This is a genomic window from Streptomyces sp. NPDC041713, assembly GCF_055591085.1.
In genome coordinates this window covers 1-14,161 of sequence record NZ_JBVIZY010000016.1, presented here as the reverse complement: position 1 = coordinate 14,161, position 14,161 = coordinate 1, and the positions used below count along the sequence as shown (strand labels likewise).

Below are 14,161 nucleotides of genomic sequence, written 5' to 3'. Positions count from 1 at the left end.
GGTGGCGGCGCGGGCCTTGCGCGGCGCCGCTCGCCCTCCGCCCAACGGGGTGGCTCAGCTGTCGACGACGCGACGGTCCACGTACTCGAAGACGGCGCCGTCCGGGTGCATCGCGATGAGGTTGCGGCCGACGGGGGTCGGCACCGGTCCTGCGATGATGCGGGCGCCGGAGGCGTCGAGGACGGAGTACGCCTCGTCGACGTCCTCGACCGCGATGGTCGCGGAGACCTTGCGGAGCACCTCCAGCTCGTGCTCCGGGCCGCTCATCAGCAGGAAGCAGCCGACGGCCGCGACGGAGACGCCGCTGCGCTCGAAGCGCATGGCCTTCCCGCCCGCAAGCCGTTCGTAGAACGCGACCGAGGACTCCAGGTCCTCGACGCAGATCCGCAGCGTGGTTCCCAGGATCTCCATGATGGACCGCCCTCACCTCTCCGACCTGCCACCGGCTCCGCAACGATTTCATGATTGCCCGCTCGCCCGCCACCGCCTCCGGCGAGAAGATCTCCGGTTCCTTCCGCCCGCCAACTCCCGTCGGCGGCAGGCAAGTGGGAGGGCGGCAGGCAAGTGGGAGGCGGCACGTCGGAGGGCGGCACCATTCGGTGCCGCCCTCCGGTGGTCTGCCCGCCGTCAGGACTGGGGACGGCTGCCGTGGTTCGCGCCGTTCTTGCGGCGGGCCTTCTTCTTGCGACGTCGCTTCGAGGACATGGATACCTCCGTGTTTCCGATGGTGCTTCCCGGGTGCGAACCCGAGCGATCATGCGCCGCCTACCCAGGTCGCCACCTCGGCATGGTGTGGCCTGCGTCACGGGAGTGGGTCCAGCGTTGTCGGGCGTGGGCGGGGCGACCCGGATGCCGGTGCACGCGCACGCGCACGCGCCCGCGGCGCGACGTGGGCGTCTGCCGTTGTCCGCCGTTAGGCGTCGGTCGCTCCGGGTACCCGGCCGCCATGACTGGTCCCGAGAAGACACTGACCGGCCTCGACAAGGGCCTGACCGACGAACTGGTCCGGACGATCCGCGCCGAGCTGCGGGAAGAGCTGCGCGAGCAGACCAGGAAGCAGCGGCGCAAGGCCACGCTCTACGCCGCGTCCGGCGCCGCCGCGCTCTACGCGGGCGCCGCGGTCGCGCTCGGCCTCGGCCTCGTCATCGACCTGGGACTGCCGTCCTGGGCAGCGGCGCTCATCATGGGGGCCGCCCTCGGCGGCGCGGCGGTCCTGCTGCGCAATGCGGCCCGGCAGGGAAGCGGACCTGGCAGGAACGCGGCGGCCCCGACCCCCGCCCCGACCACGCCGCCCGCAACCGCCCCGCCCGCGAACCCCGCCGCCGCGCCCACACCCACCCCTCCCGGCGGACTCACCACACCGGACGGCGCGGCGGTCCCCGCACCCCCGCCCATGCCCCCCACCGCACCGGCCCCCACGCCGGACGGGGAGGCCTCTCCGCGCAGGGAGGCCTGAAGCCCGGCCGGGGACGACAACTCCCGGCCCGGGCATGAGGCCCCGTATGCCGGGCACCCGGGCCGCAGGGGCCCGCCGCGTTTCCCCCGTCGCGGCGGGCCCCGATCCGTCCGCGGAACGAACGTCTCGGGGCGCCCCGACGCCCCGCCCTCACGCCACCCGGAACTCCTCCACCTCGTCGATGCGCAGCTGCAGACCGTGACCGATGCCGCCGTCCGGGCGGACCACACCGCCGGTCGGGTCGAGCGCGCCGTCGAAGAACATCGACTCGATCCGCACGTGGTCGTGGAACCACTCGATGTGCCGCAGATTCGGCACGCACGCGGCGACCGCGGCATGCGCGTGCGGCGCGCCGTGCGCCGACACCTCCAGGCCGTGGGACTGCGCGAGGGCCGCCGCGCGCAGCCACTCCGTGATGCCGCCGCAGCGCGTCGCGTCCACCTGGAGGCAGTCCACGGAGGGGATCATGCGGGCGAAGTACGGCAGGTCGTAGCCGTACTCGCCGGCCGTCACGTCGCACACCAGCGCGTCCCTGACCTGCGCGAGCCCCCGCAGGTCGGCCGAGGAGACCGGCTCCTCGAACCAGCCCACGCCGTACTCGGCGAGCACCCCGCCCACCCGTACCGCCTGCTTGCGCGTGTAGCCGCCGTTCGCGTCGACGTACAGCTCGGCCTGCGGGCCGATCACGTCGCGCGCGGTGCGCACGCGGGACACGTCGCGGGCCGCCGCCCGGCCCCACGCCTCCCCGATCTTGATCTTGACGCGCGGGATGTGCTGCCCGTGCACCCAGCCGTTCAGCTGCGCCGCCAGATGCGTGTCGTGGTACGTGGTGAAGCCGCCGCTGCCGTAGACGGGGACCTCGTTGCGGGCGGCCCCGAGGAGCCGGACGAGGGGGAGTTCGAGGAGCCGGGCCTTGAGGTCCCACAGGGCGATGTCGACCGCGGAGATCGCGCAGCCGGCGGCGCCGGGGCGGCCCGTGTTGCGCACCGTCTTCGTCATCGCGTCGTGTGCGGCGGGAATGTCGAGGGCGTCAAGTCCCCTGATCTCCGGGGTGAGTTGTTCGTCGACGAGGGCGGCCACGGCGGCGGGGGCGTAGGTCCAGCCGGTCCCCGTCGCGTCGCCCGCGGTGATCTCGACGATGACGATGGTCGTGGTGTCCCAGGCGAAGGTGCCGTCGGCCTCGGGGCCGTCCGCGGGCACGGTGTAGGCGGAGACCGAGGGTCGTTCAATGGGGACTTCGTGCTTCATCGGATCTTTCCTAGGGCTAGGGCGCGAGGGAGGTGGCGGCTAGGGGGCGCGTTCGCGGGGTGTGTCAGCGGAGTGCGTGAGCGGGGCGCGTCAGCGGGGTGCGCCCTCGCCGGGGGACGCGGGCGCCGCACCCTGTACCTGCGGCAGCACCTTCGTACGGTAGAAGTCGAAGAAGCCCCGCTGATCGGGACCGATCTGGCTCACGTACACGCGGTCGAACCCGGCGTCGGCGAACGCGGTGAGCGCCCCGACGTGCTCGTCGACGTCGTCGCCGCAGGTGAAGGACGAGGCGGCCATGGCGTCGGTGACCAGCGGGGCCGCCTGCTCGAAGTGGCGTGGTGTGGGCAGGAGTTGACCCAGCTCGCCCGGCAGCAGCTGGTTGCCCCACACCTCGCGGGCCCGGCGCACCGCCTCCTCGCGGTCGAGCCCGTGGCACACCTTGAGGCCGCCACTGACCGGCTTCCCGCCCCCGCCGCCCTTGCGGTAGTGCGAGACGAGCGTCTCGTCGGGCGTCATCGTGATGAACCCGTCCCCGACCCGCGCCGCGAGCGCCGTCGCCTTGGGGCCGAAGCCCGAGATGTCGATGGGGACGGGCTCGTCCGGCACCGTGTACAGGCGGGCGTTCTCGACCGTGTAGTGCGTCCCGTGGTGGCTGACCTCCTCGCCGGTGAAGAGGTTCCGGATGATCTGGATCGCCTCCTCCAGCATCTCCAGGCGCCGGTGGACCGGGGGCCAGGGGCCGCCGACCACGTGCTCGTTGAGCGCCTCGCCCGTACCGACCCCGAGCCGGAACCGGCCGCCCGTCATCACCGCGCACGTCGCCGCGGCCTGCGCCACGACCGCCGGGTGCATGCGTACGGTCGGGCAGGTCACCGCCGTCTGCACGGGCAGCGAGACCGCCTCGGTGAGCGCGCCGATCACCGACCAGACGAACGGGCTCTGGCCCTGCGCCGCGTTCCACGGGTGGTAGTGGTCGGAGATCCACAGCGCCTGGAACCCGGCCTGCTCGGCCATCCGGGCCTGCTCGACGAGGTCGGCGGGACCGAACTCCTCGGTCGACAGGAAGTATCCGTACTCGGGCATGGGGGTGCACCTCCGCGGCGGCGGGTGGAGCTTGCCGGATGCTTGCCGGACAGAACTGCGGGTAACCCCGCGACGCGGGAGCAAACGGCCGTGGCTCGGCGGCTATGCGGCACTTTTCCGCCTACGCCGGACGCCGGACGCACTGAGGTTCCCGCTGCCCGCGGTGAGGTTCCCGCCGTTCGGGGCGACCTGTCCGGAATGGGAGTTTGGCGACCGTCGCCCAGGGGCACGCGGGGGGTCCGACCCGCCGGGCCGGAGCGTCGCGCGCCGTGCGGTGGCCCGAGGCCCGAAGCTCGTAGCGCGAAGCCCAGGGCGGTCCGCCGCCCGCAGCCCACAGGCGGCAGCCCAAAGGCGGCCCGCACTCCGCCCTCGTACTCCCGCAGTCCAAGGAGGACCCTCATGCCCCTCAACCGTGAAGACCTGGACGCCCTCGCCCGGCAGCTGCGGGTCGACTCCGTACGGGCCTCGGCCGCCGCGGGCTCCGGCCACCCCACCTCGTCGATGTCCGCCGCCGACCTGATGGCGGTGCTGCTCGGCGGCCACCTCCAGTACGACTTCGAGCGGCCCGACCACCCCGGCAACGACCGCTTCATCCTCTCCAAGGGCCATGCGTCGCCGCTGCTCTACGCCGCGTACAAGGCGGCCGGCGCGCTCACCGACGAGGAACTGCTCACCTTCCGCGAGCAGGGCAGCCGTCTGCAGGGGCACCCCTCGCCGCGCGCCCTGCCCTGGGTGGAGGTCGCCACCGGCTCGCTCGGGCAGGGGCTGCCCGTCGGCGTCGGCATGGCCCTGTCCGGCAAGCGGCTCGACCGGATCCCGTACCGCGTCTGGGTGCTGTGCGGCGACAGCGAGCTCGCCGAGGGCTCCGTCTGGGAGGCCGCCGAGCACGCCGGGTACGAGCACCTCGACAACCTCACCGCGATCGTCGACGTCAACCGCCTCGGCCAGCGCGGCCCGACCCGCCACGAGTGGCAGCTGAGCGCCTACGCCGACCGCTTCAGGGCCTTCGGCTGGCACGTGGTCGAGACCGACGGGCACGACGTCGACGACATCGACCGGGCCTGCCAGGAGGCGCGCTCCACCAGCGGTCAGCCCACCGTGATCCTCGCCCGCACCGTCAAGGGCAAGGGCGTCGCCTCCGTGGAGAACCGCGAGGGCCTGCACGGCAAGCCGCTGCCGGATGCCGAGGCGGCCGTCGAGGAGCTGGGCGGCGTGCGCGACGTACGCGTGGAGGTACGGAAGCCGGCGGCGGCGCGGGCGCTGCACGCGGTGCGCAGCGGCCACCTCGAACTGCCCCGCTACGAGCTGGGCGAGGCCGTCGCGACCCGCGACGCCTTCGGACAGGCACTCGCCGCGCTCGGCACCGCCCGCGGCGACGTCGTGGCGCTGGACGGCGAGGTCGGCGACTCCACCCGTACCGAGTACTTCGCCAAGGAGCACCCCGACCGGTACTTCGAGTGCTACATCGCCGAGCAGCAACTGGTCGCCGTCTCCGTGGGGTTGGCGGCGCGCGGCTGGGTGCCGTACGCGTCGACGTTCGCGGCGTTCCTCACCCGCGCCCACGACTTCGTGCGGATGGCGGCGGTGAGCGGCGCCGGCATCAACCTCGTCGGCTCCCACGCGGGCGTCGCGATCGGCCAGGACGGCCCGTCCCAGATGGGCCTGGAGGACCTCGCGCTCTTCCGCGCGGTGCACGGCTCCACGGTCCTCTACCCGTGCGACGCCCACCAGACGGGTCAGCTCGTCGCGCAGATGGCCGGGCTCGACGGGATCCGCTACCTGCGTACGTCGCGCGGGGACGCGCCCGTCATCTACGGCCCCGACGAGGAGTTCCCGATCGGCGGCTCCAAGGTGCTGCGCTCCGGCGACGCGGACCGGCTCACCGTGGTGGCCGCGGGCGTGACCGTCCACGAGGCGCTCGCGGCGGCCGACGCCCTCGCCGGCGAAGGGATCCCGGTGCGCGTCATCGACCTGTACTCGGTCAAGCCCGTCGACCGCGAGACCCTGTGCGAGGCGGCCGAGCGCACCGGCTGCCTGCTGACCGTCGAGGACCACCGTGAACAGGGCGGCCTCGGCGACGCGGTCCTCGACGCCTTCACCGACGGCCGACCGGTGCCGCGCCTCGTCCGACTCGCGGTCCGCTCGATGCCGGGCTCGGCGTCCCCCGAGGAACAACTGCACGCCGCGGGCATCGACGCGGACTCCATCGCAACGGCGGCCCGCCTCCTGGTGGAGGAGGGCGTGGTCCGCTGAGCGGGCGTCCGGGATCCCTGTCCCGAGAACGGCAGGTCCGGCGCACCGAGCAGCGGGAGACTTGACGGCCCGGGCAGCGTGCAGTGGGCGCGAGGCCGAGCAGACTCACGGGGTACGTCGGTGGATTCCAGCTCAGTGATCATCGCGGTGGCAGGCGTCGCAGAAACCCTGGGTGGGGCGCTCCTCACCCAGCGCGGCTCCGAACGAGCGAAACGCCGGGAGATAGAGCTCGTTCGGGACCACGAGGAGATCCGGGAGAACCGTTCGCTGCGACGCACCTGCTATGTGGAACTCAACCGTGATGCCCGGCAGTTCACCACCGGACTCAACCGTCACCTCCACCTCATGAGGGAACGCGGCGTGCAGGAGGCCGACAGTGACGCACTCGAGGAGGCGAAGAACGCGCACCGCGATCGGTACTCCGAAGCACAGATGATCGCGCCCGAAGAAGTGCTCATGCGAGCGAGTGCTGTCAACCGGGCCTTGAACAACGTCTACGGCCAGGTCAAGCCCCTGGAACGCGGTGCGCCCGAACCGGGCGAAACGATGGAGACCGCGGCTCGGGCCCAGCACGAGATCTGGAAGATGCTCGGAGCCATGCGAGCCGCCATGCGCCACGACCTGGGCGTGTCGAACGGGGATTGAGCGTCGACGCTCGGGTCGGAGCAAGCTGAGCGGGCGCCGTCAGCTCGTCCGTGTCCGTCTGAACCACGCGTTCGCCGTGGGGCGGAACATCAGTGTCGTCGCCGCGATCGCCGCGGTGAGGTGTATGAGCAGGGCGGCGCCTGACAGGGCATCGAGTACGCCTGCGTTCCGGATGGCGGTGCCGAGTGTGGGGCCGTCGTCCGGCAGGTGGGCGGTCGCGGCCGCCAGGGGCAGTAGGACGAGGCCGGCGGCCAGGGTTCCGCGGGCCCAGGACGAGCCGCGCCGCATCCGCACCGCCAGCAGGACCGTCGCCGAGAGCACCGCCATGCGGAGCAGGAAACCGTCGGCGCCCAGGCCTGCGGCGGGGCCCGCTCCTGACGTGGGGCGGACGGCCGCCAGCACCGTCCCGAACACCCCCGCGGCGACCGCTGTCAGCCACAGTGCGACCGCCGCCCGTACGGCGCCGGGAGCCGGGGGTTCGTCGGTGCCCGCGAGGGCGCGGGCCAGCGGTCCGGGGTCGTGCGAGCGGGGACGTGGGCGGGGGACGCGGGGCAGTTCGCAGCCGGGGGCGGGGTGACGCGTCGGCTCGGAGCGGTACGGGGACGGCGCGTCGGAGTCGTACGGCATGGCGGGCCTCACAGGAGTGACAAGACTGACAGGAGTGGGACGGGGGCGGCTCGTCCTGGCATCGATCCTTCCGGCCGCGAGGCCCCGCGGCACGCCCGCCCGCCCCCGACTTCCCGGTGGGGGCAGCCACCCTCTCCACCAGGGTTGACCCCACCTCACCCACCCCGCCCGGTCACCCCGGCACGCGTACCGGGCGCACCCCTGGGTACCCGGCCGGGACGTCGGGCCGCCGGCGGAGCGAGCGAAAGGAGCCCCATGGACGACGTACGGACGGTGCGGGCCGGACGCCGCACCGTGGAGCTGCACCGGCCGCGCAAGGTGCTCTTCCCGGCCGGCGCGACGGATGGCCGCATCAGCAGGCACATGGACGGTCACACCGACGGCCACCCCGGCGGGAGCGGGCACACCAAAGAGGACCTCTTCGACTACTACCGGGCCGTCGCCCCCTACATGCTGCCCCACCTGCGCGGCCGCCCCCTCACGCTGGAACGCCACCCGGACGGCGTCGGCGGACCCCGGTTCCTGCAGAAGGAGACCCCGGACCACTATCCGGAGTGGGTCACCCGCGCCGAGGTCGCGAAGGAGGGCGGCACCGTCGCGCACACCGTGTGCGACGACACCGCGACCCTCCTCTTCCTCGCCGACCAGGCCTGTCTCACCCTGCACCGCTGGCTCTCCCGCTCGCGCCGCGTCGACCACCCCGACCGGATGGTGTTCGACCTCGACCCCGCGCAGGACGAACCCGCGCAGGGCGACTTCGACGTCGTACGGGACGCGGCCCGGCTGCTCGGTGAACTCCTCGACCACATGGGCCTCCCGTCCGCGCCGATGACGACCGGCTCCCGCGGACTCCACGTCGTCGTCCCCCTCGACGGCCGGCACGACTTCGACGACGTCCGCGACTTCGCACGCGAGGTCGCGGACACCCTCGCCGACACCCACCCGGAGCGGTTCACCACGGCCGCCCGCAAACAGGCGCGCGGCGACCGGCTCCACCTCGACGTGCGGCGCAACGGCTACGCGCAGACCGCCGTCGCCCCCTTCTCGGTACGGTCCGCGCCGGGCGCACCGGTGGCCGTACCGATCGCGTGGCGGCAGCTCGACGATCCCGCCGTGCACGCCCGTCGCTGGACCATCGACAACGCCGTGGAGCAGGCGAGGACCGATCCGTGGGCCGACGTCCTGCGCTCGGGACGCGCGCTCGGACCGGCCCGTCACAAGCTGCGCGCGCTGCGCGGCTGAACGGCGCGACGGTGCCCGACCGGATACGCAGCGATCACGTTTGGCCAAGGCTCTAGCGGTAACTCGGAGGAGGAGGTGAACATGGCCAATACGACACGTAAGACGACAGACAGCAAGTCATCAGGTGAAAAGTCACCGGAGACGAAGACGTCGGAGAAGCGCGACGCGGACGCCGGCCAGGACGACACCGGGCAGCACGACTCGGCCGGTGCCGACAAGCCCAAGCCGGGGCTCAGGACGGTCCTCGGCGGCGCACGCGAGCAGCTCGCCGAGCTGACCGGCATGACGCCCGAGTCGGTGTCGTCCTTCGAACGCGCCGAAGACGGCTGGCTGTTGGAGGTCGAGGTCCTCGAACTGTCCCGTGTCCCCGACACGATGAGCCTCCTCGCCAGCTACGAGGTACAGCTGGACGCGCAGGGCGAGCTCACGGGCTACCGGCGGCTGCGCCGATACGAGCGCGGACGTGCGGAACCCGGCGGCCATTAGGACAGGGCGACAGAGGACCGGAACCGAGAGAACGAGAGAACCCAGACTCAAGGAGGCAGAGTCGGTATGACCGTAGTCCCGGCACAACAGTCCGGCGGCGGAGGCGGCACGAGTGGCCTGTACGACGTCGTGGAGCTCATCCTCGACCGAGGACTCGTCATCGACGCCTTCGTACGCGTTTCGCTCGTCGGCATCGAGATCCTGAAGATCGACGTCCGTGTCGTCGTCGCGAGCGTCGACACCTATCTGCGGTTCGCCGAGGCGTGCAACCGCCTCGACCTGGAGACGGGTCAGAAGAAGGACCCCGGTCTGCCCGACCTCGTGGGTGAGATCACGGAGTCGGGAGCCAAGGGCAAGTCGAAGGGCGCGCTCTCCGGAGCCGCCGAGACGATATCCGACGCTTTCAAGCAGTCCCGTGAGGAGAGCCAGCGCGAGACCGAGGACCGTCCTCGGGCCCGACGCTCCACGTCCTCGCGCCGGAAGGAGGAGAAGGAGTGACCACGTACGTCTACGGCATCGCGAGCAGCTCCCACCCGGCGCTGCCGGACGGCATGGAGGGCATCGGCCGTCCTGCCTGCCCCGTGCGCGTCCTGAAGAACGGCGACCTCGCCGCCATCGTGAGCGACGCCCCCGAGGACCTGAAGCCCAAGCGGCGCGACCTGCTCGCGCACCAGAACGTCCTCTCGGAGGCCGGCGCCGGCGGCTCGGTGCTCCCGATGCGCTTCGGCAGCCTCGCCCCGGACGACGAGACGGTCGTCTCGGTGCTCGGCGAGCGGGCCGGGCACTACGGGGAGCGGCTGCGCACCCTCGACGGCAAGGTCGAGTACAACGTCAAGGCCAGCCACAACGAAGAGGCCGTACTGCACCAGGTTCTCGCCGAGAACCCGGAGCTGCGCGCCATGGTGGAGGCCAACCAGCGCCAGGGCGGCGGCACCCACGAGCAGAAGCTGCAGCTCGGTGAGGCCATCACCAACGGCGTGCGGGCCCGCGAGGCGAGCGACGCCATCGAGGTGCGGCGCGCCCTGGAGCCGACCGTCGAAGCGGTGGCCGAGGGACCCGAAGGCACCGGCTGGCTGGCGAACGTCTCGTTCCTGGTGGACCGCAAGTCCGCCGAGGGCCTGCTCTCCGCCGTCGAGGAGCTGAAGGCCACCCAGCCGCACCTGGAGCTGAAGGTGCACGGTCCGCTGCCCCCGTACAGCTTCGTCGACCCGGGGCCCGCTGAACCGGCGGAATGACGACCCCATGGGACTGATCGGCGAACTGCTCATGCTCCCCCTCGCCCCGGCCCGCGGCTCCCTCTGGGTGCTCAGGCAGGTGGTCGACGAGGCGGAGCGGCAGTACTACGACCCTTCGGCGATCCGTCGTGAACTCTCCCGCCTCGAGGAGCTCCTGGAGGCGGGAGAGATCGACGAGGCCGACTTCGAGCGGCGCGAGGACGAACTCCTCGACCGCCTGCAGCACAGCACAGGACAGGACTTCTGACTATGAACCGACTCGCAGTGGGCCTCGCCGTAGGCGCGGGGTACGTGCTCGGACGCACGAAGAAGGCGAAGTTCGCGTTCGCCGTCGGCAGCATGGTGGCCGGCAAGAAGCTGAACCTCAGCCCCAAGGCGCTGGGCCAGTTGGTGACCCAGCAGCTGGAGAACAACCCGCAGTTCAAGGAGATAGGCGACCAGCTGCGCCAGGACCTGCGGGGCGTCGGCAAGGCGGCCACGGGATCGCTCCTGAACCGGCAGCTGGAGGGTCTCGCCGACCGTCTGCACGACCGCACCCTGGACGTCCAGGACCGCATCTCCGGTGTGGTGCCGGGCGAGGTCGTCGACCGGGACGACGACGATGACGACGACGCGCGCGATGAGCGCGACGACGACGCCGAGGACCGGGAGGACCGGGACGAGGACGCGGAGTCCGAGGAGTCCGAGGAGTCCGCGCCCCGCAAGAAGGCGCCGGCGAAGCGCGCCGCGCCGAAGTCGGGCGCGAAGTCCGACGCCAAGTCCGCCCCGAAGGCGGCGGCGAAGAAGGCCCCGGCCAAGAAGACCGCGCAGAAGACGGCCCGTAAGACCGCGCAGAAGAAGTCCACGTCTGCGGCGCGCGGCACCGCTCGCAGGGCGAGTTCGTCGGCCCGTACGAGCGGCGGCAGGTCGAAGGGAGACCGCGATCATGGCTGAGTCACCCCTGAGCAACATCACGAAGAGCCCCGCCGCCGACCGCCTGAAGGAAGAGGCGCAGGCGTACATGATGGCCCAGGTCGAGCGCATGCTCGTCGGCGTGGGACACAAGCTCGGCGACGCCACCGGCAAGCTGAACGACATCGCCGACGGCAACAGCCCCGGCTTCGGCAAGCTGGCGCTGAACGCCGGCAAGAAGGTCGCCGAGGGCAAGGGCCCGGTGCGCAGCGCGCTGGAACTGGGCGGCAGCCACCTGAAGGACAAGGCCAAGGAAGCCTTCAAGAGCCTCGGCGGCAAGCGCAAGAAGGGCGGCGCGGGCCAGAAGCCCACCGTGATCCTGGAGACCATCGACGTCGGCGTGCCGGTCCGTGACGCCTACGACCAGTGGACGCAGTACCAGGAGTTCTCCACGTTCGCCAAGGGCGTCAAGGGCGCCACGGTGGCCAACGACACGGACTCCGACTGGCAGCTCAAGGTCTTCTGGTCCAGCCGCAGCTGGAAGGCGCACACCACCGAACAGGTGCCGGACCAGCGGATCACCTGGACGTCGGAGGGAGCCAAGGGCACCACCAAGGGCGTCGTCACCTTCCACCCGCTGGGCGAGAACCTCACCCGGGTGCTGCTGGTCATCGAGTACTACCCGAAGGGCCTGTTCGAGAAGACCGGCAACATCTGGCGCGCCCAGGGCCGCCGGGCCCGTCTCGACCTCAAGAACTTCGCCCGGCACATCTCGATGCGCGGCGAGGCGAGCGACGGCTGGCGCGGCGAGATCCGCGACGGCGAGGTCGTCCGCAGCCACGAGGACGCGGTGGCGGAGGAAGAGGAGGAGCGCGAGGCGCAGGACCGGGACGACCAGGACGAGCAGGACGACCAGGAGCACGAGGACGGCCGCGACACCGAGGCCGACGAGGAGTTCGAGGACGAGCCGGCCGCCGAGGAGGAAGAGGACGACCCGGAGGCCGAGTACGTCGAGGACGACGAGGACGTCGAGGACGAGGCCGACCGGGAGGACGAACCGGCCGAGGAGTACGAGGACGAGGACGAGCCCGAGGAGGAACTCGAGGACGAGCCCGAGGCTGAGTACGACGAGGAGCCCGAGGACGAGGCCGACGTCGACGACGAGAAGCAGCGCGAGTACGCCGAGTCGGCCGGCGGACGGGACCGTCGATGACCGTCTCCCAGGGCGGCGGGCTGCCCGGCCCCTACGGCGGCAGCGGTGGCGGCGCCAACCTCGCCGACATCCTCGAACGCGTCCTGGACAAGGGCGTCGTCATCGCCGGCGACATCAAGATCAACCTGCTCGACATAGAACTGCTCACGATCAAGCTCCGCCTCATCGTCGCGTCGGTCGACAAGGCCAAGGAGATGGGTATCGACTGGTGGGAGGGCGATCCCGCGCTCTCCTCCGGGGCACGCCACTCCGAACTCTCCCGGGAGAACGCCGAGCTGAAACAGCGGCTGGCGGAACTGGAGGAGCGGCAGTCCCTGGAGCCGGCCGACAAGGAGACAGATGAACGCCGTGAACGATGAACGGCACGGCGACAGCCCGCGCCACGACGACATGCGCCATGACGACCTGCGCTACGTCTACGCGGTCTGCCGCCCCCTCGCCGCACCGCTCGCCGCCGACCTCACCGGGGTCGGCGGCGTCCCGCCGCGCCAGCTCAGCCACGCGGGCCTGATCGCGCTGGTCGGCCCGGTGCCGGAGCGGGACTTCGCGGAGGACGCGCTGCGCCGGCACCTGGAGGACCTGGACTGGCTCTCCGAGACGGCCCGCGCCCACCAGCGGGTGATCGACGCGCTGACGTCGGTCACCTGCCCGCTGCCGTTGCGCCTCGCGACGGTCTTCCGGGACGACAGCGGCGTACGCGCCATGCTGGAGGAGGGCGAGGAGCGCTTCCACCGGGTCCTGGAGCGGATCGACGGGCGCGTCGAGTGGGGCGTGAAGGTCTATCTGGAGAAGGAGGAGGAGCAGGCCTCGCCGCAGCAGACGCCGGCCGACGCGCCGCGGCCGAGCAAGCCGGGCAGCGGGCGCGACTACCTGCGCAGGCGGCGCAGCCAGCGCACGGCGCAGGAGGAGAGCTGGCAGCAGGCCGAGGCCTTCTCGCGGCGGCTGCACGAGAGGCTCGCGCAGCGGGCCGACGCCTCCCGGCTGCACGCTCCGCAGAACCCCGAGCTCGCCGGCACACCCGGTCGCAACGTCCTCAACGCGGCCTATCTGGTGCCCCGCGCGGACTCCGAGGAGTTCGTCGAGATGGTGGACCGCACCAAGGACGAGGACCAGGGGACGAGCCGGCTGCGGGTGGAGCTGACGGGGCCGTGGGCCGCGTACTCCTTCACCGGCGACGAGGAGGAGCGTCCCGCATGACCGTCGTGGAGCGCCGCGAGATAGCCCTGGTCGATCTGCTCGACCGGCTGCTCGCCGGCGGCGTGGTCATCGCGGGTGACATCACCCTGCGGATCGCGGACGTCGACCTCGTGCGCATCGACCTGAAGGCATTGATCAGCTCGGTGAACGAGCAGGTGCCCGCACCGTGGCCGAAGTTGGAGTGACCCATGGAGCCTGACCGCCGCAAACGCATGGACCTCGACCCCGACACGGTCGAGCGGGACCTGGTGAAACTGGTCCTGACCGTCGTGGAACTCCTGCGTCAGCTGATGGAGCGCCAGGCCGTGCGGCGCTTCGACACCGGCGAGCTGACCGAGGACCAGGAGGAGCGGGTCGGCCTCACGCTGATGCTCCTGGAGGACCGGATGGCCGAACTCCGGGACCGGTACGGGCTGCGGCCGGAGGACCTGAACCTGGACCTCGGGCCGCTGGGGCCCCTGCTGCCCAGGGAGTGACCCGGGACGGCCGCGGGGGGGGGGGGGGGGGGGGGGGGGGGGGGGGGGGGGGGGGGGGGGGGGGGGGGGGGGGGGGGGGGGGGGGGGGGGGGGGGGGGGGGGGGGGGGG

19 protein-coding genes are annotated in these 14,161 nt (G+C 72.1%); 14 read left to right on the top strand and 5 right to left on the bottom strand.

The window, feature by feature from the left end:
* Positions 1–54: 54 nt before the first annotated feature.
* The gene (locus ACZ6CV_RS33035; protein ID WP_469255021.1) at positions 55–411 is read right to left on the bottom strand and encodes a VOC family protein; all 357 of its coding nucleotides are present in this window, start codon (positions 409–411) and stop codon (positions 55–57) included.
* A gap of 216 nt (positions 412–627) precedes the next feature.
* Complete coding sequence (locus tag ACZ6CV_RS33030) at positions 628–705, bottom strand: 50S ribosomal protein bL37 (protein ID WP_370443954.1); 78 nt, start codon at positions 703–705, stop codon at positions 628–630.
* Between the two features lie 241 nt (positions 706–946).
* Between ACZ6CV_RS33030 and ACZ6CV_RS33025 the strand changes: the two genes are divergently transcribed.
* Positions 947–1,456, top strand: a complete 510-nt coding sequence (locus ACZ6CV_RS33025; RefSeq protein WP_469255020.1) for a phage holin family protein — start codon at positions 947–949, stop codon at positions 1,454–1,456.
* Positions 1,457–1,606: 150 nt separating this feature from the next.
* Here ACZ6CV_RS33025 and ACZ6CV_RS33020 read toward each other — a convergent pair whose 3' ends face one another.
* Both ACZ6CV_RS33020 and ACZ6CV_RS33015 read right to left on the bottom strand, forming a co-directional pair.
* Entirely contained in the window at positions 1,607–2,704 is a 1,098-nt protein-coding gene (locus ACZ6CV_RS33020) for an enolase C-terminal domain-like protein (RefSeq protein ID WP_469255019.1), read from the bottom strand.
* A gap of 90 nt (positions 2,705–2,794) precedes the next feature.
* Entirely contained in the window at positions 2,795–3,787 is a 993-nt protein-coding gene (locus tag ACZ6CV_RS33015; RefSeq protein ID WP_469255018.1) for a TIGR03557 family F420-dependent LLM class oxidoreductase, read from the bottom strand.
* A gap of 399 nt (positions 3,788–4,186) precedes the next feature.
* Here ACZ6CV_RS33015 and ACZ6CV_RS33010 point away from each other — a divergent pair, with 399 nt between their 5' ends.
* Both ACZ6CV_RS33010 and ACZ6CV_RS33005 read left to right on the top strand, forming a co-directional pair.
* Positions 4,187–6,040 carry a transketolase gene (locus ACZ6CV_RS33010; RefSeq protein ID WP_469255017.1) on the top strand — a complete coding sequence of 618 codons (1,854 nt, stop codon included), beginning with the start codon at positions 4,187–4,189 and terminating at the stop codon, positions 6,038–6,040.
* A 135-nt stretch (positions 6,041–6,175) separates the two neighbouring features.
* Positions 6,176–6,685: a hypothetical protein gene (locus tag ACZ6CV_RS33005; protein WP_469255015.1), complete on the top strand. Its 510-nt coding sequence runs from the start codon at positions 6,176–6,178 to the stop codon at positions 6,683–6,685.
* 39 nt (positions 6,686–6,724) lie between these two features.
* Here the strand turns inward: ACZ6CV_RS33005 and ACZ6CV_RS33000 are convergent, their stop codons facing one another.
* Complete coding sequence (locus ACZ6CV_RS33000) at positions 6,725–7,312, bottom strand: hypothetical protein (RefSeq protein ID WP_469255014.1); 588 nt, start codon at positions 7,310–7,312, stop codon at positions 6,725–6,727.
* Positions 7,313–7,567: 255 nt separating this feature from the next.
* On the opposite strand from ACZ6CV_RS33000, the gene ligD reads away from it, so the two are divergent.
* The 11 genes from ligD to ACZ6CV_RS32945 all read left to right on the top strand — a co-directional run bounded on the left by ligD (position 7,568) and on the right by ACZ6CV_RS32945 (position 14,052).
* Positions 7,568–8,554 (top strand): non-homologous end-joining DNA ligase, encoded by a 987-nt coding sequence (gene ligD / locus ACZ6CV_RS32995; RefSeq protein WP_469255013.1) that lies wholly within the window; start codon positions 7,568–7,570, stop codon positions 8,552–8,554.
* Positions 8,555–8,635: 81 nt separating this feature from the next.
* Positions 8,636–9,040 carry a gas vesicle protein GvpO gene (locus ACZ6CV_RS32990; RefSeq protein ID WP_469255012.1) on the top strand — a complete coding sequence of 135 codons (405 nt, stop codon included), beginning with the start codon at positions 8,636–8,638 and terminating at the stop codon, positions 9,038–9,040.
* Positions 9,041–9,106: 66 nt separating this feature from the next.
* Positions 9,107–9,538: a gas vesicle structural protein GvpA gene (locus tag ACZ6CV_RS32985; protein ID WP_362360332.1), complete on the top strand. Its 432-nt coding sequence runs from the start codon at positions 9,107–9,109 to the stop codon at positions 9,536–9,538.
* A complete protein-coding gene (locus ACZ6CV_RS32980) occupies positions 9,535–10,275 on the top strand; it encodes a GvpL/GvpF family gas vesicle protein (RefSeq protein ID WP_355817326.1) in 741 nt (246 codons plus the stop codon). The genes ACZ6CV_RS32985 and ACZ6CV_RS32980 overlap by 4 nt, the downstream gene beginning before the upstream one ends.
* Positions 10,276–10,282: 7 nt before the next feature.
* Complete coding sequence (locus ACZ6CV_RS32975; RefSeq protein ID WP_355817323.1) at positions 10,283–10,522, top strand: gas vesicle protein GvpG; 240 nt, start codon at positions 10,283–10,285, stop codon at positions 10,520–10,522.
* 2 nt (positions 10,523–10,524) lie between these two features.
* Positions 10,525–11,208, top strand: a complete 684-nt coding sequence (locus ACZ6CV_RS32970; RefSeq protein WP_469255011.1) for a DNA primase — start codon at positions 10,525–10,527, stop codon at positions 11,206–11,208.
* The gene (locus tag ACZ6CV_RS32965; RefSeq protein WP_469255009.1) at positions 11,201–12,379 is read left to right on the top strand and encodes an SRPBCC family protein; all 1,179 of its coding nucleotides are present in this window, start codon (positions 11,201–11,203) and stop codon (positions 12,377–12,379) included. The genes ACZ6CV_RS32970 and ACZ6CV_RS32965 overlap by 8 nt, the downstream gene beginning before the upstream one ends.
* The gene (locus ACZ6CV_RS32960) at positions 12,376–12,738 is read left to right on the top strand and encodes a gas vesicle protein (RefSeq protein WP_355817314.1); all 363 of its coding nucleotides are present in this window, start codon (positions 12,376–12,378) and stop codon (positions 12,736–12,738) included. The genes ACZ6CV_RS32965 and ACZ6CV_RS32960 overlap by 4 nt, the downstream gene beginning before the upstream one ends.
* A 31-nt stretch (positions 12,739–12,769) precedes the next feature.
* Positions 12,770–13,576 carry a GvpL/GvpF family gas vesicle protein gene (locus ACZ6CV_RS32955; RefSeq protein WP_469255220.1) on the top strand — a complete coding sequence of 269 codons (807 nt, stop codon included), beginning with the start codon at positions 12,770–12,772 and terminating at the stop codon, positions 13,574–13,576.
* Positions 13,573–13,761: a gas vesicle protein gene (locus ACZ6CV_RS32950; protein ID WP_362360344.1), complete on the top strand. Its 189-nt coding sequence runs from the start codon at positions 13,573–13,575 to the stop codon at positions 13,759–13,761. The genes ACZ6CV_RS32955 and ACZ6CV_RS32950 overlap by 4 nt, the downstream gene beginning before the upstream one ends.
* Positions 13,762–13,764: 3 nt before the next feature.
* Complete coding sequence (locus tag ACZ6CV_RS32945) at positions 13,765–14,052, top strand: gas vesicle protein K (RefSeq protein WP_355817310.1); 288 nt, start codon at positions 13,765–13,767, stop codon at positions 14,050–14,052.
* Positions 14,053–14,161 lie beyond the last annotated feature (109 nt).

Coding starts and splice junctions, on each gene's coding strand:
- ACZ6CV_RS33035 (WP_469255021.1), bottom strand. CDS start 411: ATGGAGATCCTGGGAACCACGCTGCGGATCTGCGTCGAGGACCTGGAG.
- ACZ6CV_RS33030 (WP_370443954.1), bottom strand. CDS start 705: ATGTCCTCGAAGCGACGTCGCAAGAAGAAGGCCCGCCGCAAGAACGGC.
- ACZ6CV_RS33025 (WP_469255020.1), top strand. CDS start 947: ATGACTGGTCCCGAGAAGACACTGACCGGCCTCGACAAGGGCCTGACC.
- ACZ6CV_RS33020 (WP_469255019.1), bottom strand. CDS start 2,704: ATGAAGCACGAAGTCCCCATTGAACGACCCTCGGTCTCCGCCTACACC.
- ACZ6CV_RS33015 (WP_469255018.1), bottom strand. CDS start 3,787: ATGCCCGAGTACGGATACTTCCTGTCGACCGAGGAGTTCGGTCCCGCC.
- ACZ6CV_RS33010 (WP_469255017.1), top strand. CDS start 4,187: ATGCCCCTCAACCGTGAAGACCTGGACGCCCTCGCCCGGCAGCTGCGG.
- ACZ6CV_RS33000 (WP_469255014.1), bottom strand. CDS start 7,312: ATGCCGTACGACTCCGACGCGCCGTCCCCGTACCGCTCCGAGCCGACG.
- ligD (WP_469255013.1), top strand. CDS start 7,568: ATGGACGACGTACGGACGGTGCGGGCCGGACGCCGCACCGTGGAGCTG.
- ACZ6CV_RS32990 (WP_469255012.1), top strand. CDS start 8,636: ATGGCCAATACGACACGTAAGACGACAGACAGCAAGTCATCAGGTGAA.
- ACZ6CV_RS32985 (WP_362360332.1), top strand. CDS start 9,107: ATGACCGTAGTCCCGGCACAACAGTCCGGCGGCGGAGGCGGCACGAGT.
- ACZ6CV_RS32975 (WP_355817323.1), top strand. CDS start 10,283: ATGGGACTGATCGGCGAACTGCTCATGCTCCCCCTCGCCCCGGCCCGC.
- ACZ6CV_RS32970 (WP_469255011.1), top strand. CDS start 10,525: ATGAACCGACTCGCAGTGGGCCTCGCCGTAGGCGCGGGGTACGTGCTC.
- ACZ6CV_RS32965 (WP_469255009.1), top strand. CDS start 11,201: ATGGCTGAGTCACCCCTGAGCAACATCACGAAGAGCCCCGCCGCCGAC.
- ACZ6CV_RS32960 (WP_355817314.1), top strand. CDS start 12,376: ATGACCGTCTCCCAGGGCGGCGGGCTGCCCGGCCCCTACGGCGGCAGC.
- ACZ6CV_RS32955 (WP_469255220.1), top strand. CDS start 12,770: ATGCGCCATGACGACCTGCGCTACGTCTACGCGGTCTGCCGCCCCCTC.
- ACZ6CV_RS32950 (WP_362360344.1), top strand. CDS start 13,573: ATGACCGTCGTGGAGCGCCGCGAGATAGCCCTGGTCGATCTGCTCGAC.
- ACZ6CV_RS32945 (WP_355817310.1), top strand. CDS start 13,765: ATGGAGCCTGACCGCCGCAAACGCATGGACCTCGACCCCGACACGGTC.